The sequence below is a fragment of the Nocardia lasii genome, assembly GCF_042658545.1.
GTDB lineage: Bacteria > Actinomycetota > Actinomycetes > Mycobacteriales > Mycobacteriaceae > Nocardia > Nocardia lasii.
The window spans coordinates 171,593-196,266 of sequence record NZ_JBHSQN010000004.1 but is presented as its reverse complement, the minus strand read 5'-3'; the positions used below and the strand labels follow the sequence as shown (position 1 = coordinate 196,266).

The 24,674-nt window shown below is 69.5% G+C and carries 16 protein-coding genes; 10 read left to right on the top strand and 6 right to left on the bottom strand.

What is annotated here, in order from left to right:
* Nucleotides 1-9 precede the first annotated feature (9 nt).
* From ACFP3H_RS10260 to ACFP3H_RS10250, 3 genes are all read left to right on the top strand, one after another.
* Nucleotides 10-660: a response regulator gene (locus ACFP3H_RS10260; RefSeq protein WP_378603071.1), complete on the top strand. Its 651-nt coding sequence runs from the start codon at nt 10-12 to the stop codon at nt 658-660.
* A 62-nt stretch (nt 661-722) separates the two neighbouring features.
* Complete coding sequence (locus tag ACFP3H_RS10255; RefSeq protein WP_378603068.1) at nt 723-1,394, top strand: DUF1707 SHOCT-like domain-containing protein; 672 nt, start codon at nt 723-725, stop codon at nt 1,392-1,394.
* Between the two features lie 1,196 nt (nt 1,395-2,590).
* Nucleotides 2,591-4,618, top strand: coding sequence for a DUF2339 domain-containing protein (locus ACFP3H_RS10250; RefSeq protein ID WP_378603065.1), 2,028 nt, complete (start codon nt 2,591-2,593; stop codon nt 4,616-4,618).
* Nucleotides 4,619-4,700: 82 nt separating this feature from the next.
* On the opposite strand, the gene ACFP3H_RS10245 is transcribed toward ACFP3H_RS10250, so the two are convergent.
* The 3 genes from ACFP3H_RS10245 to trmB are packed head-to-tail and all read right to left on the bottom strand — an operon-like array spanning nt 4,701 to nt 11,656.
* Nucleotides 4,701-10,148 carry an MMPL family transporter gene (locus tag ACFP3H_RS10245; RefSeq protein ID WP_378603062.1) on the bottom strand — a complete coding sequence of 1,816 codons (5,448 nt, stop codon included), beginning with the start codon at nt 10,146-10,148 and terminating at the stop codon, nt 4,701-4,703.
* Complete coding sequence (locus ACFP3H_RS10240) at nt 10,149-10,856, bottom strand: NYN domain-containing protein (RefSeq protein WP_378603059.1); 708 nt, start codon at nt 10,854-10,856, stop codon at nt 10,149-10,151. It lies immediately after the preceding gene.
* Complete coding sequence (trmB, locus tag ACFP3H_RS10235; RefSeq protein ID WP_378603056.1) at nt 10,853-11,656, bottom strand: tRNA (guanosine(46)-N7)-methyltransferase TrmB; 804 nt, start codon at nt 11,654-11,656, stop codon at nt 10,853-10,855. The genes ACFP3H_RS10240 and trmB overlap by 4 nt, the downstream gene beginning before the upstream one ends.
* A gap of 96 nt (nt 11,657-11,752) precedes the next feature.
* On the opposite strand from trmB, the gene ACFP3H_RS10230 reads away from it, so the two are divergent.
* The 4 genes from ACFP3H_RS10230 to ACFP3H_RS10215 all read left to right on the top strand — a co-directional run bounded on the left by ACFP3H_RS10230 (nt 11,753) and on the right by ACFP3H_RS10215 (nt 16,788).
* Nucleotides 11,753-12,862, top strand: a complete 1,110-nt coding sequence (locus tag ACFP3H_RS10230; protein ID WP_378603053.1) for a hypothetical protein — start codon at nt 11,753-11,755, stop codon at nt 12,860-12,862.
* A complete protein-coding gene (locus tag ACFP3H_RS10225; protein WP_378603050.1) occupies nt 12,849-14,336 on the top strand; it encodes a hypothetical protein in 1,488 nt (495 codons plus the stop codon). The genes ACFP3H_RS10230 and ACFP3H_RS10225 overlap by 14 nt, the downstream gene beginning before the upstream one ends.
* Nucleotides 14,337-14,556: 220 nt before the next feature.
* On the top strand, nt 14,557-16,386 hold the full coding sequence (locus ACFP3H_RS10220; protein WP_378603047.1) for a phosphoenolpyruvate carboxykinase (GTP): 1,830 nt from the start codon (nt 14,557-14,559) through the stop codon (nt 16,384-16,386).
* Between the two features lie 222 nt (nt 16,387-16,608).
* The gene (locus ACFP3H_RS10215; RefSeq protein WP_378603044.1) at nt 16,609-16,788 is read left to right on the top strand and encodes a hypothetical protein; all 180 of its coding nucleotides are present in this window, start codon (nt 16,609-16,611) and stop codon (nt 16,786-16,788) included.
* 46 nt (nt 16,789-16,834) lie between these two features.
* Here the strand turns inward: ACFP3H_RS10215 and ACFP3H_RS10210 are convergent, their stop codons facing one another.
* The gene (locus tag ACFP3H_RS10210) at nt 16,835-18,292 is read right to left on the bottom strand and encodes an aldehyde dehydrogenase (RefSeq protein ID WP_378603041.1); all 1,458 of its coding nucleotides are present in this window, start codon (nt 18,290-18,292) and stop codon (nt 16,835-16,837) included.
* A gap of 212 nt (nt 18,293-18,504) precedes the next feature.
* Between ACFP3H_RS10210 and ACFP3H_RS10205 the strand changes: the two genes are divergently transcribed.
* Nucleotides 18,505-18,801: a hypothetical protein gene (locus ACFP3H_RS10205; protein ID WP_378603038.1), complete on the top strand. Its 297-nt coding sequence runs from the start codon at nt 18,505-18,507 to the stop codon at nt 18,799-18,801.
* On the opposite strand, the gene ACFP3H_RS10200 is transcribed toward ACFP3H_RS10205, so the two are convergent.
* Nucleotides 18,802-19,602 (bottom strand): class I SAM-dependent methyltransferase, encoded by an 801-nt coding sequence (locus tag ACFP3H_RS10200; RefSeq protein ID WP_378603035.1) that lies wholly within the window; start codon nt 19,600-19,602, stop codon nt 18,802-18,804.
* A gap of 300 nt (nt 19,603-19,902) precedes the next feature.
* On the opposite strand from ACFP3H_RS10200, the gene ACFP3H_RS10195 reads away from it, so the two are divergent.
* Entirely contained in the window at nt 19,903-21,069 is a 1,167-nt protein-coding gene (locus ACFP3H_RS10195; RefSeq protein ID WP_378603032.1) for a glycosyltransferase family 4 protein, read from the top strand.
* Here the strand turns inward: ACFP3H_RS10195 and ACFP3H_RS10190 are convergent.
* The gene (locus tag ACFP3H_RS10190) at nt 21,038-22,831 is read right to left on the bottom strand and encodes an MmpA family trehalose lipid delivery protein (protein ID WP_378603029.1); all 1,794 of its coding nucleotides are present in this window, start codon (nt 22,829-22,831) and stop codon (nt 21,038-21,040) included. The two genes, ACFP3H_RS10195 and ACFP3H_RS10190, sit on opposite strands and share 32 nt — an antisense overlap.
* Before the next feature lie 205 nt (nt 22,832-23,036).
* Between ACFP3H_RS10190 and ACFP3H_RS10185 the strand changes: the two genes are divergently transcribed.
* A complete protein-coding gene (locus tag ACFP3H_RS10185; RefSeq protein ID WP_378603026.1) occupies nt 23,037-24,443 on the top strand; it encodes a polysaccharide biosynthesis protein in 1,407 nt (468 codons plus the stop codon).
* Nucleotides 24,444-24,674: the final 231 nt, after the last annotated feature.

The window sequence follows — 24,674 nt, the reverse complement described above, 5'->3', positions numbered from 1 at the left end:
GCAGCGACGATGGCGGTCATTACCGTGATGGTGGTCGACGACCATCCGATGTGGCGCGAAGGTGTCTCGCGCGACCTCGCCGAAGCCGGGTTCGAGGTGCTCGCCACCGCCGACGGCGTCGGCACGGCCGGTCGGCGGGCCGCGGCCGTGCAACCCGATGTGGTGCTGATGGACATGCAGCTCACCGACGGGAACGGGGCCACCGCCACCGCCGAGGTGCTGCGGGTGTCGCCGAAGAGTCGGGTGCTGGTGCTGTCGGCCTCGGCCGAACGCGACGACGTGCTCGACGCGATCAAGGCCGGGGCCAGCGGGTACCTGGTGAAGAGCGCGTCCGCGACCGAGCTGATCGACGCCGTGACCGCCACCGCCGCTGGTCAGCCCGTGTTCACGCCCGGACTGGCCGGGTTGGTGCTCGGAGAATACCGGCGCATGGCCACCGCGCCCGTGGCCGCCGACCAACCGCATCGGCCGTCGCTGACCGAGCGGGAGACCGAGGTGCTGCGGATGGTGGCCAAGGGGTTGTCGGCCAAGCAGATCGCCACCCGATTGAGCCTGTCGCACCGGACCGTGGAGAACCACGTACAGGCCACCCTGCGGAAATTGCAGTTGGCCAACCGGGTGGAGCTCACCCGGTACGCGATCGAGCAGGGGCTCGAGTAGGGGACGGCTATGGGGGTTTGCCCTGATGTGCCGGACGGGTGCGCGTGGTTACCCTCGAAGGCATGGGCGGTCCAGAATCCATTTTCGTACCCGGCGCCGCGACGGCAGGTCCCGTCGGCGACCGGGAACTGCGCGTCTCCGACGCCGAACGTGAGCACGTCGGGCAGCTGCTGCAACGGGCGGTGGGGCTCGGGATGCTCTCCCTCGGCGAGTTCACCGAACGGATGGACACCGCACTCGCGGCCAGAACCCGCGGCGAACTGAACGCCGTCCTGGTCGATCTACCGGGCATGCGGGTGGCCGGTGTCCCCCAGCCCGCCGCCATGCCCCAGCCCCGACGCGTGCCCGTTCCGCACGGCGGCTCCAATCCGGCGATGATCCGCAGTCGGCTGTCCGGGGTGAACCGGCGCGGGGCCTGGCAGGTGCCGCCGGTGCTGCATCTGAACAATCTGATGTCGGGGGTGACCTTGGACTTCACCGAAGCGGTGATGGAGACACAGATCGTGGAGATCCAGGTCGACGACTACTGCACCAGCCTCACCCTGCTCGTCCCGGCCGCCGCCACCGTCGACCTCAACGGCCTCGATCTCATCGGGTCCTCGGCCAACAACAAGGTGCGCACCGGTCCGCCGATCGGGCCGCTGCACCTCGTCGTCCACGGGCGCGTCCGATTCGGGTCGGTGACGGCGAAGTATCCGCTGATGGTGCAGTGGAAGAGGTTCCTGGGCTCCTAGGGGGAGTTCGCGTAGGAACAGGGGGTCGGGCGGGGGTTTCTACTCATGCTCGGCGGTGGTCGGGGGTCGATCATGGAGGAATGAGTACAGCTATCGATCCCGCGCTCGTAGCGCGACTCTCCGGGGAGTTCACGGCGCTCGGCGCGCAGATGGGGCGGCTCGGGGGTGATCTGGATGTGCTGTCGGCGCAGTTGCGTCGGGAATTGTTGGCGGGGGGTGCTGTTGAGGGGCGGGCGGTAGGGGAGTCCGCTGTCGTCGGTGGGGATGGTTCCGGGCTTGCGGAACCTGTTGAGGGGCAGTCGGGTTCCAGTGGGACGGGTGCTGTGGATGCGGGGGTGCCGTCCAGGGGGTCGGATGTTGCGGTTGAGGGTGGAGCCGCGAGCGGTGGACTGTCGGAGGCGGATGCTGAGGGTGTTGGGCGGTCGGCATCTTCGGAGCCGGCAGGCGATGTGCCGCGAGGTCCGGGGGCTGTGAATGTCGAGCCGACGTTCGACCGTGGGCCGGGTGCGGTCGGTGACGAGCTTCCGGGGGGTGGGGTTTCGGGCGGTGGGCTCGGCACGGCTGGGGTCGGGGCGTCCGGGGACCCGGGTGTTGGGGGTCCTGGGATGGGGCAGGCGGCGGCCGTGGTGTCGGGTGCCGGGTCCGGCGGTGGGCAGCGGGGATCAGAGGGGGCGGGTGCTGGGCATGGCGTGCGTGGGGGGTCGGGGAGTGTGCCCGGGGCGCCCGTGGTGCCGGGTGTTGGGTGGCAGGGGCCTTGGGGTCCGGGTGCTTCGCATGGTCTGCCCGGGGGTCCGGGTGTTGGGCAGGAGGTGCCCGAGGGTCCGGGTGTTGGGCAGGGGGTGCCCGGGGGGCCGGGTGCTGGGCAGAGGATGCCTGGGGGTCCCGGTGTTGGGCACGGGATGCCTGGTGGTCCAGGGAGTTGGCAAGGAGTGCCCGGAGGTTGGCCGGGTGGGCCCGGTGGGTCGGGTAGTTGGCCGGGTGGGCCTGCGGGGCCTGGTGGGTGGCAGGGTGTTCCTGGTCCGGGGGTTGGGCGGCCGGTTGGGGCCGGATGGGGGCCTGGTGTTTCGGGGCCTGCTGGTTATGTGGCTGGTGGGCGGGGTGCGTGGGGGAATCCTGCTGGTGGGCGGGGGCGGGCGGTGTCGGGGCCGGTGGCGCCTCGGGTTCCGTGGTGGCAGCGGGAAGGGGTTATCTCTCGGGTGCTCGCGGTGGCCGGGGTGGCGGTGACGCTGGTTGGCGTGCTGATGCTGTTGGTGTTGGCGGCGCAGGCCGGGTTCTTCGGGCCGGTGGCGCGGGTTGTCGCCGGTGGGGTGCTGTCGGTCGGGCTGGTGGGGGCCGGGTGGCGGGTGTTCGGCCGGCCGGGTGGGCGCGTCGGTGGAATCGCGTTGGTGGCCACGGGTATTGCCGGGCTGTACCTCGATGTCGTGGCGATGACCGGGTACTACCGGTGGATCCCGGGAGGTGTGGGACTGGCGGCGGCGTTGGTCGTTGCCCTGGTCGGGGTGGGGATCGCGATGCGGTGGCAGTCGCAGCCGCTGGCGGTGGGTGTGGTGGTCGGGGCGGCGGTGTTGTCGCCCGCCTTGACCACCGAATTGATGTTGCTCGGATTCCTGGTGGTCTTGCAGGCGGCCGGCGTTCCGGTGCAGATGCGCCGGAACTGGCCGGTCCTGCACGTGGCCCGCACGCTACCGGTGGTGCTCGCGATCCTGGGCATGGTCGCGCTCAGCGGCCTCGAAGGCGCGATCTCCGGCGAGGAGATCACCCAGCGCCGCGGCCTGTTGATCGCCGCCATCGCCTGCGCGGTCGTCGGCCTGGTCGGCGCGCTACTCGCGGTCCGCCGCCACCCCGGCGACATCACCGCCAGCATCACGATCGCCCTCACCGCCCTGCCCGTACTCGCCACCGCGGCCCTGTTCGACCGCCCCGTCAGCGCCACCATCACCGGCATCCTCGCCGCCGCCCTACTCGCGCTCGCCGCGACCGCGGTGATTCCGGGACTCACAAATCGAATCCCGGGGTCGTCACGTGACCAGGGCGGTCCGGTCACCGGGCATGGCGGTGCGGCTGTCCGGCCGAATCATGCCGGAGCTCAGTCACCTACCGGTGTTGCGCAGTCGGGCTCCGCAGCGGACTGGGCGGATCGTGCGGGAGCTCAGTCGACTACCGGTGCTGCGCAGTCAGGTGCCGCTGGGGACTGGGCGGATCGTGCGGGAGCTCAGTCGACTGCCGGTGCTGCGCAGTCAGGTGCCGCTGGGGACTGGGCGAATCATGCCGGATCTCAGTCGTCTGCCGGTGGTGCGCAGTCGGGATCCGCTGCTGACTGGGCGAATCATGCGGGAGCTGAGCCGCTAATCGGTGGTGCGCGTTCGGATGTCGTTGCTGCACAGTCAGGTTCAGGATCTGTCCGGCCGAATCATGTGGCGGCTCCGGCGCCTACCGGTGCTGAGGGGTTCGGGCGGGGTGGGCGGTTGGGGGTTGCTCGGCATACCGCGCTGGTGGCTGGGTTGACGGGGGCGGTTGCGTTGTTGCAGACGTGTGTGGTGGTGGCGGGGGATGAGCCTCGGGTGTTGCCGACGATGTTGTTCGTGGTAGGGCTGGCGTTTCTCGGGGTGGGCGTGGCGAGTCGGACGCGGGTCGCGGCGTGGATCGGGGCGGGGTTCGCGTTGCTCGGTGGGATGGTGTTGTTCGCTGTCGCATCGCCGGAAACGCTGGCGGTGCAGCGGCTTGCGGAGGGGGAGCTCGACTTCTCTACGGCGGTGGCCGCGGTGGTCGGGTTGGGGGTTGCGGCGATGGTGGCGTGGAGTGTGCCCCGGCTGTCGCGGGTCGCGGATCCGACACTTGTCTCGGTGGTGTGGATCGCGGTGGGTGTGGCCGGGTTGTATCTGGTGCTCGTGGCCTCGGTGTCGCTCGGGGTGGCGCTGGGTGGGGCGGACGGATTCATCGTCGGGCACAGTCTCGCGACCATCGTGTGGATGGTGGCGGCGACCGGGTCGCTGTTCTACGGATTGCGGCGGCTGTCGACATCGCCCGCGGTGGCGAAGGTTTTCCTGGTCTCCGGGCTGCTGCTGGCAGCGGCGGCACTGGCGAAACTGTTCCTGTTCGACCTGGCGACACTGTCCGGGCTGGTCCGGGTGGCGGCGTTCCTCGTGGTCGGAATGCTGTTGCTGCTCACCGGAACCCGCTACGCACGCGCCTTCGCGGAGGCGGCGCCGCGTTCCGACGACTAGCCACTGAACGGCGAAACCCACTGAACGACGAAACCCACGGCCCGATAGCTTGGCCGTGGGTTTCGTCGTGGTCCTGGGTGCGTCAGTTGGTGTCGTCCTCGCGGCGGCGCAGGAGCTCGTTCACGCTGACCGTGCGGCCCTCGCCACCGTGGTGGCGACCCTCGTCGGCGGGCGTGCCGCGCCGGGAGGAGCGCAGCTGAGCCATCCAGTTCTCGATCTCGTTGCGGGTATCCGCGCCACCCGATTCCGCGGTGGGGGAATCGTTTTCGGGCTCGGCGGGTGCCGAGGCGGGCAGGCGCTGCTCGGCCTGCTCGGTGGCGTCGAAGGCCGCCTCGGATTCCGCGGGCGAGGCGGGAACGGCCGTGAAACCCGACGGCGCCTGCCACTGACCGGGAGCGCTCTCGTCGTCGCCCCGCCCGTTCGCCTCGCCCTGTTGCAGCAGCGAGATCGGCAGCGGGCCGGTTTCGTTGTTGAGCGGGACGGCGGTGAATCCGGTCGGTGCCACCTGCGGACGCACCTGCGCCAGACGCGGCGAATCCGGCCGGGACACCGAGGGATTCGGCGAATCGGCGGAGTTGTCCGGGTGAGCTGCGGCGGGGCCGGCCGAGCCGTTCGTGCTGTCCGCCGAGGGGGTGGCCGAGGCGAACCGCGAACCGTGCTCCGGCTCCGGCGTGGTGAAACCGCGCGGGGTTCCCGGACCGGTCATGCCGTTGTTCCACGGGGAACTGGGCTGCTGGGGTTCGACGGGGACCGGGGTGCCGAACACGCCGTGTGCGGAGTCCGACGACTCCCGTCGCGACGAGTCCGAGGGCTCGCGTTCGGTCGCCGACTCGCTCGCTGTACCCGCGAGGGCGTCGGCGCGGTGTGCGCCCGGCGTTGCCGACAGGTCCGTGGGAGGGACGAAAACGCTTGCCCGCGAAGCAGATTCGCGCGCGGAGCTATCAGCTTCGCCAGTCGGAGTGTCCGAACCGAGTGGACGGCTGGATCCCGCGCCGGTCCCGGTGCCGGGCGCGGCGGGCGCGCTCGACTCGGGCGGCCGCGAAAACGGCCTGATCGGGCGGAAATTGGATTCGGTGACCGGATTGAATCCGCTGAAGGTTCCGCTCGGCGGGTTGTCAGCGCTCGCCGGGGTGACGCCGGCAGACGGGTTCTCGGCCACGCTGGACGATGCGCCGTCCGTCAGGTCGATACCGCTCGGCGAGGTTCCGGCCTCGCGAGGTGTCACTCCGCTCGGCGAGGTACTGGCCGCGCGGAAGGCCTCGCCGCTCGACGAGGCATCGCCCGTACGGGCTGCCGCCGCGTCGCTCGGCGAGGTTTCGGTTGGGCGGGGCGTCACGTCGCCGGGCAGGTTGTCGGTCGTGCGAGGGGTCGTGCCGTTCGGCGGATTGATGCCGCTGGGCGCGTTGTCGGCCAGGCGGGGTGTTACGCCGCGTGGGGGTGTGACGATGCTCGGCGGGGTTTCGGGCGCGCGGAACGTTGCTCCGCTCGACGAGGCTTCGCCTGTATGAGGTGTCGCGTCGTTCGGCGGGTTGATGCCGGTCGGCGGGGTATCGGTCGTGCGGGGTGTTACGCCGCTCGGGGGGTTGTCGGCCGCGCGCGGAGTTACGCCGGTCGGCGGGTTGACGATGCTCGGGGCCGGCGGGGGGAACGCGCTGATCGGGGGTGGGGTTGCGACGTTCGGGCGGGCGGGCGGGATGATGCTCGGCCGCTGGGGGAGGACCGTTGCGGGTCCGGGGAATCCGGTGTTGTCGCTGGATTCGGTGGAGGCGGGACCGGTCGGCGGGGTATCGCCGATGACGCCTGCGGTGTAGCCCGTGGGGGGTTGCACGCGCTCGGAGCCGCGCGGGCGGGTGGGGCTGTCGAGGCCGGGCAGGACGAGATCGGAATCCGCGCTGTCTGCGGGGTCGGTGTCCGAAGTTGAACGGCCGCTGGGGGTTTCGACGGCGGGGCGGGGATCGGTGCCGAAGCTGGGGCCGGTGAAGCCGGCGGGGCTCGGTGAGGCGCCGAAGGTGTCGACAACCGGTCGCGCGTCGGCTTGGCCGTCGGACCGGACGTCGGTCGCCTCGTCGAGCGAGAGCGAACCGGCGCCACCGGAAAGGCTGATGTCGCTGGTCGGACGTGCCGCCGCGTCGGGAACACGCCTCGGAATGTCCGATCCGGTGTCGCCGAGCGACTGCGAACCCGTGCTCGCCGAATCGCTGGAAAGTGCGCTGACACCGTCAGGGCGCGCCTGTGCATCAGTCCGACGGCTCGGCAGCTTGAAGCTGGTGTCACCCTGCGGGGCAGGGCTCGCGCCGAAGCCGGTGCTGCTCTCCGCGTTCGAGCGTGCGCCGAAACCGGCATCACCCTGCGGGGTCGAGCTCGTGCCGAAGCCGGTGTTGCTCTCTGGGTTCGGGCTCGCGCCGAAACCGCTATCACCCTGCGGGGCCGGGCTCGTGCCGAAACCGGTGCTGCTCTTCAGGTTCGAGCGTGCGCCGAAACCGGAATCACTCTGCGGGTCCCGGCTCGCGCCGAAGCCGGTGCTGTCCTCCGGGTTCGAGCTCGTGCCGAAGCCGGCATCACCCTGCGGGGTCGAGCCCGTGCCGAAACCGGTGCTGTCCTCCAGGTTCAGGCGTGCGCCGAAACCGGCAGGACCCTGCGGGTCCCGGCTCGCGCTGGAACCGGTGTTGCCCTTCGGGTTCGAGCTCGCGTCGAAATCGGTATCACCCTGTGGGGTGGAGCCTGTGCCGAAGCTGGTGCTTCCCTGTCGGGTCGAGCCGGCGCCGAATCCGCTGCTGCCCTGGGCGTTCGCGATCGTGCCGAAGCTGGTGGCGCCGGAGGTGGAGCCGTTGGTGGTGCGGGTGGCTCCGCCGGGGCCGGTCTCGGGGTCGCCGAGGTTGGTGGTCGGGCTCGCGTTGTCGCGGGTCGGGGCGGAGGCGTCCGGGTCGTTGTCGGTGGGCGGATCGTCCTTGGTCAGGGCGGGATTCGGCGTGCCGGGCTTGACGATCGGGAGGACGCGGGTGGGTTCGCCGGACTCGGGCTTCGCCACGTCGAGGCCGGAGTCCTCGGGGGCGGCGGCGAGGTCCTCGGGGGTGGCGCCGGGCTTGACGACGGGCAGGACCTGAGTCGGCTCGCCCGAGGAGAGCATGGCGGCGCGGGGGCGGGTCGGATCGGGGGAGATCGGCGCGCGCGAGCGGGCGGGCTCGTCGGTCTCGGTGATCTTGTCCATGCGCTGGGTCGGGGCCTCGGACTCGATCTCGGCGACCGTGCGCGGCCTGCGGGGAGTGCGGGCCAGCTTGGAGTCGGGGACCGCCTTCATCTGCATGGTCGGCGGGTCGGTGATCGGGGTGGTCTTCACCAGGTCCACCGCGTCGCCGGTGCCGGGACGCTCGTCATCGAGGATGGGCTCGCCCAGGCCGATCTTCTCCTGGATGCGCTTCATCCACTTCGGCGCCCACCAGCAGTCGTCGCCGAGCAGCTTCATGATCGCGGGGACCAGCAGCATGCGCAGGACGGTGGCGTCGATGAACAGCGCCGCGATCATGCCGTAGGCGATGTACTGCATCATCACCATGTCGGAGAACGCGAACGCGCCGGTCACCACCAGCAGGATCAGCGCGGCGGCGGTGATGATGCGCCCGGTTTGGGCGGTTCCGATGCGCACAGCTTCGGTGGTCGAGGCGCCCTGGGCGCGCGCTTCCACCATGCGGGACAGCAGGAAGACCTCGTAGTCGGTCGACAGGCCGTAGATGATCGCGATGATCAACATCAGAACCGGGGCACTGATCGGTTGTGGTGTGAAGTTCAGCAGCGAGGCGCCGTGGCCGTCGACGAAGATCCAGGTCAGGATGCCGAGGGTCGAGCCGAGGCCGAGCGCGCTCATCAGGGCGGCCTTGATCGGCAGCACCAGTGAGCCGAACGTCAAGAACATGAGCACGGTGGTCGTGATCAGGACGAGCGCGATCATCCATGGCATCAGGTGCAGCAGCGTGTCGATACTGTCGGCCATGAGCGTGGGCTGACCGGTGACATACATCGTCACGCCGTCGGGTATCTCGAGGCCACGCAGGTAGTCGATGGTCGGCGCGACATCGCCGGTGGGATCGACCAGCGTCGCCGAGGTACGGAACACCTCCGCGTTGGTCGGCGACTTGGTCGGCACGTCGAACGGCCCGACCAGGCCGGGAGCCTGGTTGGCTTCCTTCCAGACCTTGCCGATCGCGGTGGTGTTGTCCGAGACGAAGACCAGCTGGATCGGGTCGGTCTTCTTCTGCGGGAAGACCTCGTAGAAGTGCTCGAGTGCCGAGCGCGTCGGATTGTCCGGCGGGAGGTACTTCTCGTTGATGCCGCCGAACGCCAGGTCCTTGACCGGGATGATCAGCAGCAGCAGACCGACGGTGATCGGGATGGCGATCTTGAGCGGGTGCTTCATGACCCAGCGGGTCATGTTGCCCCAGAAGCCGTTCTCGATCTGCTCGGCGGTCTTGGTCTTGCGGAAACGCTTGAGGCCGAGCAGGTCGACGCGCGGGCCGAGCACGGCCAGCATCGCGGGCAGGATCGTCACCGCGGTCAGCGCCGCGAGGGACACGGTCGCGATGGTGCCGTAGGCGACCGATCGCAGGAAGCCCTGCGGGAACAGCAGGATGCCGCCGAGGCTGGCGATGATCATGGTCGCGGAGAACACGACTGTTCGTCCAGCGGTCATCACTGATCGTCGGACGGCGGCTCTGGTGTCGTAGCCCTCGGCCAATTCCTCGCGGAAACGGCTGACTATGAACAGCCCGTAGTCGATCGCGAGGCCGAGACCGATCATCGAGACGACACCGGTGACGAAGGAGTTGACCTCGGTGAAGTTGGTCAGCACCATCACCAGACCGGTGGCGCCGATGATCGTCAGACCGCCGATGATCAGCGGCAGCGCGGCCGCGACGATGCCGCCGAAGATGAAGAACAGCAGGATCGCCACGGCGGGCAGCGCCAGCACTTCCATGCGCTTGGTGTCGTGGGCGATCGTGTCGTTGAGGGTGACCGCGAGCGGTTGCAGGCCGGAGACCTCGACATCGACGCCGGGGATGTAGAAGACATCCGCCACGGCGCGATAATTGGCCATCATGACGGTGTCGTTGTCACCCTCGATGGCGATCGAGGCGAACGCGTGCTTCTTGTCCTTGGAGCCGAACGCCGACGGCACGGCGGGCGCGTCGCCCACCTTCCAATAGGTGCCGTTGATCATGCCGATCTGATCGGGATGGTCGTTGACGATCGAGGTCAGACTGCCGATGACCTTCTGCGAGAACTCGGGATCATCGATCGTCTTGCCCTCGGGCGCGTTGTACATGACGATCACGTCGGCCATGTGGTCGCGACCGAACGATCCGTCCGCGATCTGCGCGCCCTGCACCGATTCCGAACCCGGATCGAACCAGCCGCTCTGGGACAGGCGGGGGCCCAGCCCCATGCCGTAGGCGCCCAGCGCCAACATCGCCGCGCCGACCACAACGATGACGGCGAAACGGAACCGATAGACCAGATCGCCCCAGCGGGTGAACACTTAAGCGACTCCTTGACCGGGGCGAGAAGTGAGTAGCGCGGACAACGGCCGGAACGGCTGCAGCCAAGCGCCCTCGTCGGGCAGCGACTCGAGGCTCACCCGCGGCAGCGGTTCCCGGAACACGCCCGGGATGTCTTCGAGGTCGACGAACCCGAGGGTATCGGAAGTGACGGCCCAACTCGCGTGCTCACGGAATCCGAGCACCTGAGCTGGGATTCCCTTGGCCGCGATGGCCTCGAGCGGCTCCCGAAAGGCTTGACCGTCGGCCGAGGCGACCATGATGCCCGCCAGCCCGCCGTCGCGTTGCCGCGCGGCGATGTGGGCGAGCATATCGGCGTCGACGTCGGAGTCCTCGTCGATCTTGGGCTTGGCGAACACCGCGAAACCGACATTGCGCAGCGCTTCCACCCAGGGGCGGACCACGTCGGCGGTGCCGGGCGCGATATTGGTGAAGACGGTGGCCTCGGCTTCGATGCGGCCCTTGGACGAGACCGAGATCTCGGCGGTGCGGGCCAGCAGCCAGCGGCCGAGGGCGTCGAAACGGGGGCGATAGGCGGCGGTGGGACGGCCACCGAGGATGGCGCCGAGTCCCATGTCGAGGTTCGGCGCGTCCCAGACCAGCAGAACGCGTCGCACATCGGCACCACTCGGCGCCTCGGAACCGGGGGTGGACACCGGCATCTCGGGGGCGATCTCACTCACGCTCATCTGTCGATCTTCCCCCATATGAACTCGTTGATGACGCTTCCGGCACGCAGACCTTTGCCTTCGAACTTGGTGACGGGCCGTTCGAAGCCGATCGGCGCGGTCACGCGGTTGGCGGCGCTGTCGCCACCGGTGGTGTCGTTCAGGCCGGTGAACAGCGGTTCCTTCGAGCCTACTTCGAGAATCTGTTCCGCGTAATCCGCGTGGTCGGTAGCGACATGCAACACACCGCCGGGCACGAGCCTGCTGGCGATGAGCGAGAAGGTCGGCGCCTGCAAAAGGCGGCGTTTGTGGTGGCGGGCCTTGGGCCACGGGTCGGGGAAGAACACCCGAACCCCGATCAGCGACTCCGGAGCAACCATGTTCTCCAACACATCGACGGCGTCGCCGCGCAGCAGGCGGATGTTGTCGATCTCTTCGCGCTCGACCTGCTGCACCAGCTGGGCCAGGCCCGGGTGATACACCTCGATGCCGATCAGGTTCAGGTGCGGTTCGGCCTTGGCCATCGCCGCGGTGGCGGTGCCGGTACCGCAGCCGATCTCGATGACCAGCGGGGCGGAGCGCCCGAACCAGGCGTCGGCGTCGACCGGATCGTTGGACACGTCGCGCCCGATCACCGGCCAGGTGCGATCCCAGGAAGCCTGCTGGTTCGGCGTCAGTGCGCCGCGTCGGGACCGGAAGCTCGTGACCCGGGGGTAGAGCCGGGAGCCGGTGAGCGAGCGGCGGCCCGCGTCGTTGGGCATCTCCGACAGCTTGTGGCTGGTCGGCTCGGCGTGGTTGGCGGCGTCGTTCACGTCGTCCATTGTCCAGCATGCCCGGAGTTACGCCGCAGGCGAGTTCGCGGGAGGCGGCTGGGTCGGCCCCGATCTGACAGAATGCCCCCGTAAAGGGGGTATCCGATGCCGACAGCCAGCGAATTCGACCAGACCCGCGCCGCCGATCAGCTCGACGAGCTGATCGCCCGACTCGCCGTCGGCCGTGGCACCGATCCGGCGATCGCCGAGCAGTTGAGCGCTGCCGCGGCGCGCCGCCGGCGTCCGCTGCACATCCAGATCACCGGGCGCGCGCTGAGCGGGCGGAGCACCGTGTCGGCCGCGCTGGCCCTGCTGTCGGCGCAGGAGACCACGCCGGTGGATCAGCCCGACGAGCCCGACCCCGTGCTCGACGGCGACCTGGTCATCTACGTGCTGGCGGGTGCGCCGCAGACCGCTGACCTGCGACTGCTCGCCAGTGTTCCGGCCGGTCGCGCCCTGGTGGTGTTGAACAAGGCCGACGCGGTGGGTGCGCGCTGGGGTGACGCGGTGGCGGCGGCGCAGCAGCACGCCCGCGAGCTCGGCCTGCCGGTGGTGCCGATCATCGCCTCGGTCGCCGCCCGGACCAGGGCGGGCGCGGTGGACGCGGCCGATCTGAGCGATCTGCGCAGGCTGGCGGTCGGGCCCGATGTGCCGTCGGTGCTGGCGGCGGACCTGTTCATCGGCAGCGGTTCCGATCAGCAGGCCCGGCAGCGGTTGATCGCCCATTGGGACCTCTACGGCGTGGACTGCGCCCTGTCGGCCCTGCGCGCCGACCCCGACCTGCCCTCCTCGGCGATCATCCAGATCCTGCACTCCGCGAGCGGGATCGACCCGCTGCACGCGCTGGTGCACCGCCGATACGAGCAGGTGGAGGCGGTGCGCGGCGGCGAACTGCTCGACGAGCTGATCCGCGCGGCGGCCCGCGCGGTGCCCGGCGACGGCGGCCGCGCCCGCGAACTGATCGAGCAGTACCTGGTCGGCGACGAAGCGCTGTGGACCGGCCTGTGCGCGGGCCTGGCCTGCCCGCAGGTCGCCCACCTGGCCGCCGGTTACCGCTCGCCCGCGCCCGCCGACGCCGACGAGGCGCTCTCGCGGGCCACGCGCTGGCGCGCGGTGGTGTCGAGCGATATGCCGCCTCCGGCCCGGCGCGCGGCGCTGCGGGTGCACAACGGGTACGTGCGAGCGTGGGAGCGGTTGAGCAGTGCGGGACTCTGACGCGACCGACCTCGCGGAACAGGTCGAACCGTCCACCGACGAGGCCGCCCTGCCCGCTGAGGTGAACGCCGTCATCGATCGCTGGAATCCCCAGGGCGGCGCCTTGATTCGCGCGATGAACGCCGCCGGGGAGGGTTCCAGCGTCGACTTCTACGCACCCGATGACGCCAACACCACCCTGCTGCGCACCGAACTCGCCCGTTTCGAGCCGCATATCGACCTGGCCGACCCGGCCGCCGTCAAAATCACCGACCCGGCCGCCGCGCTCATCCTGTTCGACGCGGGCAGTGTGCTCGGTGCCGATATGTTCGCTCTGATCGATCGACTCCGCGCCGCCGATCGACGAATCCTGCTCGCCATGAACGGTTTTCACGCCTACCAGGACTGGCGAACGACCCGTGCGCGCAATCTGGAACTCCTCGCCGATCGTGGCGTCACCGACCTCGACATCCTCGCCGTCTCCGCGCGTCTGTCCGCCGCCGCCCGCGCCGCCGACGACTCGGCGCTACTCGACCGCTCCGGCGTCGCGGGCCTGCACGCCGTGCTCGCCGCGGCCACCGCGCGCGGACCGGTCGACGGCGCGCAGCGTCGCGCGGCCGTGCTGTCCCGCGTGCTCACCGACACCAGGGCCAGGATCGACGAGCAGATCACCGCCCTGCGTTCGGGCACCGACACCGCTCGGCTGCGCGAGGAGCGGATCGGGCTGATGGCCGAACGCGACGGCGGTCGGCAGGCGGGGCTGGCGGCGGTGCGCAGTCAGGTCCAACTGGCCCGTGTCGACCTGACCACCGAGGTCGGCGCGATGGTGCGGGCCCTGCACAATCGTTCCCGCGCCGAACTCGATCGCTGTGACGGCGCCGAGCTGCGGGCCTATCCGCGACGACTCCAGCAAGCGGCGGGCGAATTGTCCGTTTCTGTGGACGCGGTGATCGACGAGCGGGTGCGCGAGGCCGCCCGCCGCATCGGCACCGCGCCTCCCGCGCAGGTGCGCCGGGATCCGGCCCCGCGCGTCGGCCCCGATCCGGACAAACGGCACCGTGGTGTCGAAGATCACCTCATGATCGTGCTCGGCGCGTCGGCCGGTGTCGGCCTCGGTCGACTGATCGTCGCGCCGATGTCACTGGTGCCCGCACTCGACGCGGCGAGCTTCCCGGTGACCCTGTTGCTCGGCGCCGGCGCGGCCGCGTGGGTCGTGCGCGCCCGCAGGCGACTCGCCGAGCGCAATCACCTCTCGCACTGGGTCTCGGAGGCCCTGGTGAATGTCAAAGCCCAGCTCGAACAGCGTGTCGCGGGCGTGCTGGTGGACGCGGAGACCGAGCTGGCCGAGCACGTCGTGCGCGAATCCACGGCGCGCGCGGTGGCCGTCGACCGGCGCGTCACCGAGCTGGACGCGCTCACGCGCGGGCTCGTCGCCCAGCGTCCGGCGCAGCTGTCGGCATGTGAACGCGACATCGCCGTTCTCGATCAGTGGTGACCGGCGCGATTGGCGAACTGACTCGCGGGTACCAGTAATGGAGCCCGATGCCATATCGGTCGTCATATCGCGTTAACCTTGAGGTAGGAACCTGGGCGTCCGCTATTGCCAGTCGATGCGCGGCTCGAAGTCCGTGCGCGGTCAGGGTCACTGCGGACGCCTTACCCGCCCATGGTGGCGATCGATGGATCGAACAACCGCCCATCTCAGGAGAGTTTTCATGACCTCAGCGACCATTCCTGGTCTTCGTGGATCCGACGGCAAGGCGCCGACCGAGCACAGTGAACTGCTCGCCTGGGTACAGGAAGTCGCAGAGCTCACCCAGCCCGATCGCGTCGTCTGGGCCGACGGCTCCGACGCGGAATGGGATCGCCTGACCACCCAGCTGGTCGAGGCCGGCACCTTCAAGAAGCTGGACGAGAAGAAGAAACCCAACTCGTTCCTAGCGCTGTCGGATCCCTCCGATGTGGCGCGCGTCGAGTCGCGCACCTACATCTGTTCCGCCACCGAGGCCGACGCCGGTCCGACCAACAACTGGGTCGACCCCGCCGAGATGCGCGCCACCATGACCGAGCTGTACCGCGGCTCGATGAAGGGCCGCACCATGTACGTGGTGCCGTTCTGCATGGGCCCGCTCGGCGCCGAGGACCCCAAGCTGGGCGTGGAGATCACCGACTCCGAGTACGTGGTCGTCTCGATGCGCGTGATGACCCGCATGGGCCAGGCCGCGCTCGACAAGCTGGGCACCGACCGCCCGTTCGTGAAGGCGCTGCACTCCGTGGGCGCGCCGCTGGCGCAGGGCCAGGCCGATGTGCCGTGGCCGTGCAGCGACACCAAGTACATCACCCACTTCCCCGAGGATCGTGAGATCTGGTCCTTCGGTTCCGGCTACGGCGGCAACGCGCTGCTGGGCAAGAAGTGCTACTCGCTGCGCATCGCCTCGGCGATGGCCCACGACGAGGGCTGGCTGGCCGAGCACATGCTCATCCTCAAGCTGATCTCGCCGGAGAACAAGAACTACTACATCGCCGCCGCGTTCCCGTCGGCCTGTGGCAAGACCAACCTGGCGATGATCCAGCCGACCATCCCCGGCTGGCGCGCGGAGACCCTGGGCGACGACATCGCCTGGATGCGTTTCGGCAAGGACGGCCAGCTCTACGCCGTGAACCCGGAGTTCGGCTTCTTCGGCGTCGCGCCGGGCACCAACCACAGCTCCAACCCCAACGCGATGGCCACCATCGACGCGGGCAACACCGTCTACACCAACGTCGCCAACACCGACGACAACGATGTGTGGTGGGAGGGCCTGGAAGGCGATCCGCAGCACCTGATCGACTGGAAGGGCAACGACTGGACCCCCGAGTCCGGCACGCACGCCGCGCACCCGAACTCGCGCTACTGCACCCCGATGTCGCAGTGCCCGACCCTGGCGCCGGAGTGGGACGACCCGCAGGGCGTGCCGATCTCGGCCATCCTGTTCGGCGGTCGCCGCAAGACCACCGTCCCGCTGGTGACCGAGTCGTTCGGCTGGGAGCACGGCGTGTTCATGGGCGCCACCATGGGCTCGGAGCAGACCGCCGCCGCCGAGGGCACCGTCGGCACCATCCGTCGCGACCCGATGGCGATGCTGCCGTTCCTGGGCTACCACGTGGGCGACTACCTCAACCACTGGATCGACCTCGGCAAGAACGCCGACGCGACCAAGCTGCCGAAGATCTTCTACGTCAACTGGTTCCGTCGTGGCGACGACGGCCGCTTCCTGTGGCCCGGATTCGGTGAGAACTCCCGCGTGCTGGAGTGGATCGTCGGCCGCATCGAGGGCACCTCGAACGCCACCGCGACCGCCGTCGGCAACGTCCCCGCGGCCGCCGACCTCGACCTGGCCGGCCTCGACGTGGTCGCCGCCGATGTCGACGAGGCACTCGCGGTGAACGCCGACGAGTGGCGCAAGGAGATCCCCTCGATCGAGGAATGGTTCGAGTTCGTCGGCGACAAGCTGCCCTCCGGCGTGCGCGACGAGTTCGAGGCACTCAAGGAGCGCCTGGGCTGATCCGGCTCTAACACTGAACCGCCCGTACCGTTTTCGGTACGGGCGGTTTCTGTTCCGGGGACGATTCGCCGAAGGATTTGTGGGTACATCTGGGCATGTCAGTGCGTCGCTGATCCCGGTTACGCTGCTTCTCGCCTATATTTCCTGACGAGCTCAACCCCCGCGAGACTCCTGCACCGCCACGCGGTCGACGATGATCGACGTTGAGAGGTGGTTTGACGCATGACCGATCTGGTGACCGGATTCGAGTCCGACACCTGTTCGAGCACTCCCCTGCACCGCGTGGCCGGTCGGCTGGAACGGGTCCTGCCGCCGGGCTGGCGAGTCGAAGTCGTCGACCTACCGGCCCGGGGCGAGGTGTCCGCGCAACCGGTACTGCGGGTGCGTATGCCGGAGAGTTAGGGAGTGGTCCAGCAGAGTGATGCGCACGCGTGGGTGTGAGCGCGTCTCAACTGGATGAGTTGTCGCTCCAGCCCATCGGCATCAGGACCGATTTCTGTTCGCAGAAGGCGTCGAGTCCCTCCGGGCCGTTCTCGCGGCCGATGCCGGAGTTCTTGTAGCCGCCGAACGGTGCGGTCGGGTCGAAGGCGTACCAGTTGATCGCGAACGTGCCGGTGCGGATGCGCGCCGCCACCTCGACGCCGTGGTCGATGTCGGTGGTCCACACCGAACCGGCCAGGCCGTAGTCGGAGTCGTTGGCGATCGCGATGGCCTCGTCCTCGGTGTCGTAGGGGATCACCGACAGGACCGGGCCGAAGATCTCCTCCTGGGCGATGGTGCTCGCGTTGTCGACGTCGGCGAAGATCGTCGGCTCGACGAACCAGCCGCGTTCGACACCGGCGGGCCGTCCGCCGCCGAGTACCAGGCGCGCGCCCTCGGCCAGCCCTTTGGCGATGTAGCCCTCGACGCGGTCGCGCTGCTTCTCGCTGATCAGCGGGCCGAGCTGGGTGGCGGGGTCGGTCGGGTCGCCGGTCTGCATGGTGCGCACGTGGGCGACCAGGGCGTCGACGATCTCGTCGTAGCGGCTGCGCGGCGCCAGGATCCGGGTCTGCGCGACGCAGCCCTGTCCGCTGTTCATCAGCCCCGAGAACGCGAGGACGGGGATGCTCGCGGCCAGGTCCACATCGGGCAGCACGATGGCGGCCGATTTGCCGCCGAGCTCGAGCGAGACGGTCTTGAGCTGTTCGCCGGCGATCGCGGCGAGCTTCTTGCCGACCGGGGTGCTCCCGGTGAAGGTGACCTTGTCGACGTCGGGGTGGGCGGCGAGGTATTCGCTGGCCTCGGCCTCGGCGGGCAGGACCGAGAGCACGCCGTCGGGCAGCCCGGCCTCGGTGAACAGGTCGGCGAGGATGTTCGCGGTGAGTGGGGTCAGCGGCGAGGGCTTGAGCACCACCGTGCAGCCCGCGAGCAGCGCGGGTCCGAGCTTGTTCACCGCGAGGAACAGCGGCACGTTCCACGCCGTGATCGCGGCGACGACGCCGCGCGGTTCCCGTGACACACGCGAGGTTCCGAACAGGCCGACCCGAGTCTCGTTCCAGGCGAACGTCTTCGCCAGTTCGACCAGCGCGTCCAGGGCAGCCACGGCCGGAATCTGGTTGAGGGTCAACGCCGCCAGTGTCGGCGCGCCCATCTCGGCGGTGAGCGCGGCGAGCAGTTCCGGCGAGCGCTGCTCGATCAGTCGTGCGACTTTGGCAAGTATCTCGGCTCTTTCGAGCGGATCTTTCGTCGGCCACGGCCCGCTGTCGAACGCGTCGCGGGCCGCGGCGACCGCCGCGTCGACGTCGGCATTCGTTACCGCGGGCACGCTGCCGACGGTCTCCTCGGTGGCCGGACTGACCACCGAAATGCGGTCCCTACCGGCCGGGGTTGTCCACTTGCCGCCGATGAACAGACTGTCGTAGTGCATGAGAACACGTTACAGTTTTGGAAGGGGATTGTCTGCAACCTGTTCTAAATCGCTGGGGCGCAACGACTGTGAAGATTGCGAATTCCAACCTGTCGGTTCGCTTTTCGGGGAAACGCACTATTGCGTTCAGCTGGTGAAAAGGGGATGCTTTAGCTACTGATCAGCTGCGCTCGATTCATCGAACATTAACAGCGAATTGGGGAGACCTACTCATGGCTGTGCAAGTGATCGGCCGATCGTTGATGACCAGCGACCAGACCGACCATCAGGCGAAAAGTGTTGGCAGTGGCGGATGGGTTGTCTCCTTCCTGCCCGGCCGCACCCTCACGATCGAGCAGGCGACTGCCGCCATTCAGGCCGCTGAGGCGGTTGCGATGGTCGGAGCGCTCGCCGATCAGGTCGGCCTTACCACGTTGGAGACCGTCGGTCTGGCAATTCAGGAATCACCGTGGGACACGGTATTGCCCGAACCGGCGCGCAGGGCACGAAGATTGAGTTGGCTGGCGTGATCAGGCTTTGGTAGCGACCACCACGAGGTTGCTCACCAATAACTCGCGAACCTTCGGAACGCGCACCAGCCACCACGCCCAACGCGGGTGATAACGCGGGAAAATGGTATCGATATCGGCTGAAGTCGTTGCGGCCCAGCGCAATCCATCTTCAGCCGTGACAGCGAACAGCGAACGGCCGAACCTGTTCTTGGGTTCGCGCCCGTGCTTACGCCGATACCGACGCGCCGCGAATTCGCCACCGAGGTAGTGCCACAGGCCGGTCTCGTGTCCGCCGAAGGGTCCGTGCCACACCGTGTACGAGTACACGATGAGGCCGCCGGGCTTGGTCACCCGCACCATCTCCTCGGCCATCAGCCACGGCTGCGGCACGTGCTCGGCGACATTGGACGAGAAGCAGACGTCGAAGGAATCGTCGCGGAACGGCAGTGCCATGCCCGACCCGCGCACCGAACCCGACACCCGAAGCCCCGCCGCGTGCATCTCCGACGGGTCCGGCTCGACCGAGACATAGCGGGCGCCGCGCGCGCTGAACTCGTCGGCGAAGTAGCCGGGGCCGCCACCGACGTCGAGGACCACGGTGCCGGTGAGGTCGCGGCCGGTGACGTCGGCGTAGAAGTCGCTGACCAGCTCGGCGCTGTCGGTGGCGATGCCGCCGTAGAAGCGGCCGGGGTCGGACTGCTCGAAGCGGAAGCTGGTGAGCAGGCGCAGCGACCTGCGCAGGGTGGCCCGGCGCGCGAACCTGGACTGGTCGCGTGGCTGGATCGGCTGCTCGGTTCTCTGCGGGGTGGCGGTCGACACGGCAGCAGTGTATTTGCAGATCTGTGGTGCGCGGCAGGTGGTGGGGGCGTCGAGTGGGTGGGAGGTTGGCATAATCGTGCAACTTCGGCGTCGCGGAGCCAGAAAACGGGCTGTTCGTTGTGGGGATGCACGAATATGCCACCTTCGGACTCGGCCGATGCCGGTCTGAGCGGCGCGCGAACCACGCCCAGGTCGGCTGATCTGGGCGAACACCGCAGAGAGCGACCTGTTGTGTGACCTACACCCGCTAGTGTGGGCGTCGACATTTGTCTGCCACCGAATCGAATGCGAGTCCCGACCGTGCGTGAAGTCCTCCTACTCTGCTGGCGTGACACCGGGCACCCGCAGGGTGGTGGCAGCGAGCGGTATCTGGAGCAGGTCGGGGCGCAGTTGGCCGCGCGGGGCATCAAGGTCACCCTGCGCACGGCCGGATACCCCGGTGCGGCCAGGCGTGAGCGGGTCGACGGCATCGATATCAGTCGCGCGGGTGGGCGCTTCACCGTGTATCCGCGCGCGTTGGCCGCCATCGTGGCCGGTCGGCTCGGTTTCGGGCCGTTGCGTGGGGTGCGCCCCGATGTCGTGATCGACACCCAGAACGGCATTCCCTTCTTCGCCGGCGCCACGGGCGTGCCGTCGGTGGTGTTGGTGCATCACGGGCACCGTGAGCAGTGGCCGGTGGCCGGGCGGCTGGTCGGGCGGATCGGCTGGTGGATCGAGTCCACGCTGTCCCCGCGCGTGCATCGCGACAACCAGTACCTCACCGTGTCGCTGCCCTCGGCCGAGGAGTTGTCGGTGCTCGGTGTCGACCGGGAGCGCATCGCGGTGGTCCGCAACGGCGCCGAACCGGTCCCCGTCGAGGTCGTGCCAGGTACCGACACCACCCGTGCCGCGCACCCGCGCATCGCGGTGCTGTCGCGCCTGGTCCCGCACAAGCAGATCGAGGACGCCCTCACCGCCGTCGCGCACCTGCGCGAACGCTTCCCCGACGTGCACCTCGACGTGATCGGTGACGGGTGGTGGGCGCCCAACCTGCGCGCCTGCGCCGACACCCTCGGCATCGCCGACGCGGTCACCTTCCACGGCCACGTCGACGAACGTCGCAAGCACGAGATCCTCTCGACCGCGTGGGTCCACGTCATGCCCTCGCGCAAGGAAGGCTGGGGCCTCGCCGTCATCGAAGCCGCCCAGCACGGCGTTCCCACCATCGGTTACCGCAGCTCACGGGGCCTCACCGACTCCATCGTCGACGGCGTCACCGGCCTGCTCGTGGACGACGCGCCCGCCCTCGCCCGCGCCGCCGCCGACCTGCTCGCCGACCGCGACACGCGCCAGGTGATGGGTGAGAAGGCGCGGGCGCGTGCGAACGAGTTCTCCTGGGAGCAGACCGGGGCGGGCGTCTACGAAGTCCTCGCGGCCGCCGCGGCGGGGCGCACCGTCAGCGGATTGGTCGCTCCGCCTCGGATCTAGGGTCGGGGTGGCGGGATGCGGTGAGCAGGGCTGTGGTCAGGAGGAGGGCCCAGAGGAGGTGGGCGCCTGCGGAGATTCGGCGTTGGGTGGGGGTGGCTGAGTCGAGGGTGGCCGGGTCGGGGATTCGGTAGAGGGCGAGGTCGTTGTCCTGGTATCGCAGGTCGGCGGTGGTGAGGGTGCGGTCGGAGGCGCCGAGGGGGCCGGGGGTGGTGCGTTCCACGAGGATCCAGCCGACGCCGAGGGTGGCCAGTTCGGTGGCGGGGGCGCCTCGGAGGAGGGCTTCTTCTACGGTGCGTGCTCGGTTTCCCTCGCCGGTGACCGCGTAGCCGCGGACTCGCAGTTCGCCGGTTTGTAGGACGTCGTTGGGGAGGATGCGGGGGGCGGGGTCGAGGACGGGAGGTGTTCCGCTGTAAGGGAATCGGCGGAACATGCCGGTGGGGAGGACGGCGATGTCGCCGGGGGCCTCGATGCGGTCGGCGACCTGATGCCAGCCCCCCGGGTAGTGGACGGGGCGCAGGGCGCCGCCGACTCCCCAGGCGAGGTCGGCCAGGGGGAGGGTGGTCAAGAGGATGAACAGGGCGGCTACCCAACGCACGGATGCCTTCGACTCGCCTTCGGCCTCCGGGCGCCGTATCGCTCGGGCGACGGTCCGACACGCGGCGGCCGCGCACAGCGCGTAGGCGGGCATCGCCAGCGCCACGTACTTCTGGGTGTCCCGCAGCAGTCCGGCGCCGGGAACGTGCACGACCAGCCACTCGCCTGCCGCCAGGCCCCAACTCGTCGCACCGAGTGCGGGCAGCACGATCGCCACCGCCGCGATTACCAACAGTGTCCGACCGGTGCGCTCAGCCCACACCGCGCGCACCCCGAACGCGACGATGCCCAGCAGCAACAGCGTGCCGACCAGTGCGAGAGGTGTTGTGCGACTTGCTGGTACGGCCTCACCGTTCCAGATGCCGCCGAGTCCGGCGAGGCTGCCGAGCGTGCCGAGCCACGGTTCGGCGCGTGCCGCGAAGGCGGAGACACCGGCCGGGTCGGACGGCTCGGTGCCGGAGCCGAGCGCGGTGGCGGTCAGCCAGGGGGCGCACGTCACGATCCACAGGGCGGCGGCGGGAAGTAGCGCGCGCCGGCCGACCAGCGCGAGTCCGATGACGGCGGCCAGCAGCGAACCGGTCGGGGTCAATCCGGCGGCGGCGAAGCTCGCGGTCAGTGCGGCCCAGCCGCCGAGAGTGCCTGTGCGGCGGAAAGATTCGACACGGTTCGTTGTTCCCTGGTCCGGGTTGTCGCTGAATCCTGTTCGGCGCGAAGCGGTTCGGATGCGGGTGGCGGCGAGAGCGGTCCAGGGGAGGGCGGCGTAGCCGGCGAGGAGGCTCCAGTGGCCTTGGAGGAGGCGTTCGGCGACGAAAGGGTTCCACAGGGCGACGGTGGCGGCGACGAGTTGGGCGCCGGTGGCGGCGCGGACGAGGCGGCGGGCCAGTGCGGCCGCGCCGTAACCGGCCGACCACAGGGCGACGATCAGGATCGCCTTCACCAGGATGCCGCCGTCGACGACGGGGGACAGGGCGGCGAGCAGGGCGTCCTGGGGTACGGCGCGGGGGGCGGCGGCGCCGAGGCCGAGGGCGGAGTCGGTGAGGTAGGAGCGGGGGGTGCTCACCGCGTCGCGCAGCAGCAGGTAGCCGGAGCCTGCCAGCGGTCCGATGATGATCGCCGTGAGGAGGGCGCAGTATCCGGCCACCACGGCCCTGGCTTGCCCACGACTCATCACGTGAGTGCACCTTACGTACCGGCGCGATCGCGGTCGAGCAGGTGGCGGCATCGAACGGCGCTATCGCTCGAGGTGAGTCCGCTCGGACTCACATTTTCGGGGTTGGCGTGATGGCGAACACAGTGGGGTGCGACGATGGGGCGTGTCCTCGGTCCGTCGCCCCCCTGTAGTCGCTGACCTCACCTGGGTGACGGCCGGCGCGATGACCGCCAACGTCGCCGGCTACCTGCTGCAATTGTTCGCCGGTCGCTGGCTCGGCGTGGCCGGGTACAGCGAGTTCGCGAGCCTGCTCGCCGTGCAGCTGCTGTGCGCGGTGCCCGCCCTGGCCATGCAGAACGTGGTGGCGCGCGAGGTGGTGCGCGGTGCCACGGCGGGCGCGGTGCGGTCGATGCAGTGGCGGTGCGCGGCGATGGTGGCCGCGGTGGCGGTGGTGCTGATCCCGGTGGTCGCGGTGGTCCTCGATGTCGGGGTGTGGGCGGCGGCGGCCGCGCTCGGTGCCGCGCCCGCGTTGGTGATCCTCTCCGGTGAGCAGGGAATTCTTCAGGGCGGCAACCACTTCCGCGCGTTGGCGACGGTTCTCGCGATGGCCGGTACCGCCAGGGTCGCGCCCGCGCTGCTCGCCCTCGCGCTCGGCGGCGGTGCGGCCGGCGCGCTGTGGGCGGGTGCGCTCGGCATCGTCGGCGCCGCGATCATCGCCGGTCGGATCGCTCGATCGACCACCGGTCAGCGCCGGTTGGATGGCGACGCGGACTGTTCACCGGTAGGGGACGGCGAGGTGGACGGTGGCGCGGACCGTTCACCGGTAGTGGACGGCGAGGTGGACGGTAGCGCGGACCGTTCACCGGCAGTGGACGGTGGCGCGGACCGTTCACCGGTAGTGGACGGCGGGGCCCGTGCGACGTCGTCCGGTGGGGACTCGGTGCCGGGCGAGTCGGTCGTGGCGGCGCGGGGGCTCGGGCGAGCGCGCTCGGCGGTGAGCGCGCCCACTCCGGTCAAGCCCGTCGGTGTGCTGCCTGTCCTGCGGGCGGTGCAGGTGCAGGCGGCGCTGATGGCGCTGTCCTCGGTCGACTTGATCGTGGTGCGGATCGTGCTCGACGAGGTCGATGCCAGCCGGTATTCGCTGGGCACCATCGCCACCAAGATCGCGTTCTGGCTGCCGCAGGCAGTCGGTGTCGTGCTGTATCCCCGGATGGCGCAGCCGACCCATTCCGCGCGCGCGATCCGCGACGCGCTGTCGGTGTTGTCGCTGATCGGCATCGTCGCGGTGGTGGGCGCCGCCGTGGCCGCGCCACTGGCCCCGCTGTTCGCCGGTGCCGATTACGCCCCCATCCAGGGCATTCTGTGGATGTTCGCCCTGCACGGCGCTATTCTGGCGGTCCTGCAAGGTGCCCTCCTCTCGGCAATCGCCGTGGAACGCACCGCCCTGGCCGCCGTCACCTGGATCGGCTTGGCCGTCGAGATCACCCTCATGCTTGCCTTCGCCCGCACCATCACCACCCTGATCACAACGGCCGTCTCGGTAGCCGCCGTCACCACCACGATCGTCGCAGCGGTCGTCCTGCACACCGCTCGAAAGCCAACGGCCGACTTCGACTTGCGCGCCCGGTAGCTCCCAGCGACCCCGGAGCGCCTGTCTTCCTCGGAACCAGGATGGACAGGGTGCCGAGTTCGCCTGGAATCAGGTAGGTCAGAGTCCCCACGGTGGCATTTTCGTGCACGCAACCGTTCCGAAAGCCAGAATCGGGCCCGATCAGCGATTCTCTGCACGTTTATGCCGCCCTCGACCCGCCCTTCCCCCAGCCCGGAAACCACGAACGGCCCCGGTCGCGGTGACCGGGGC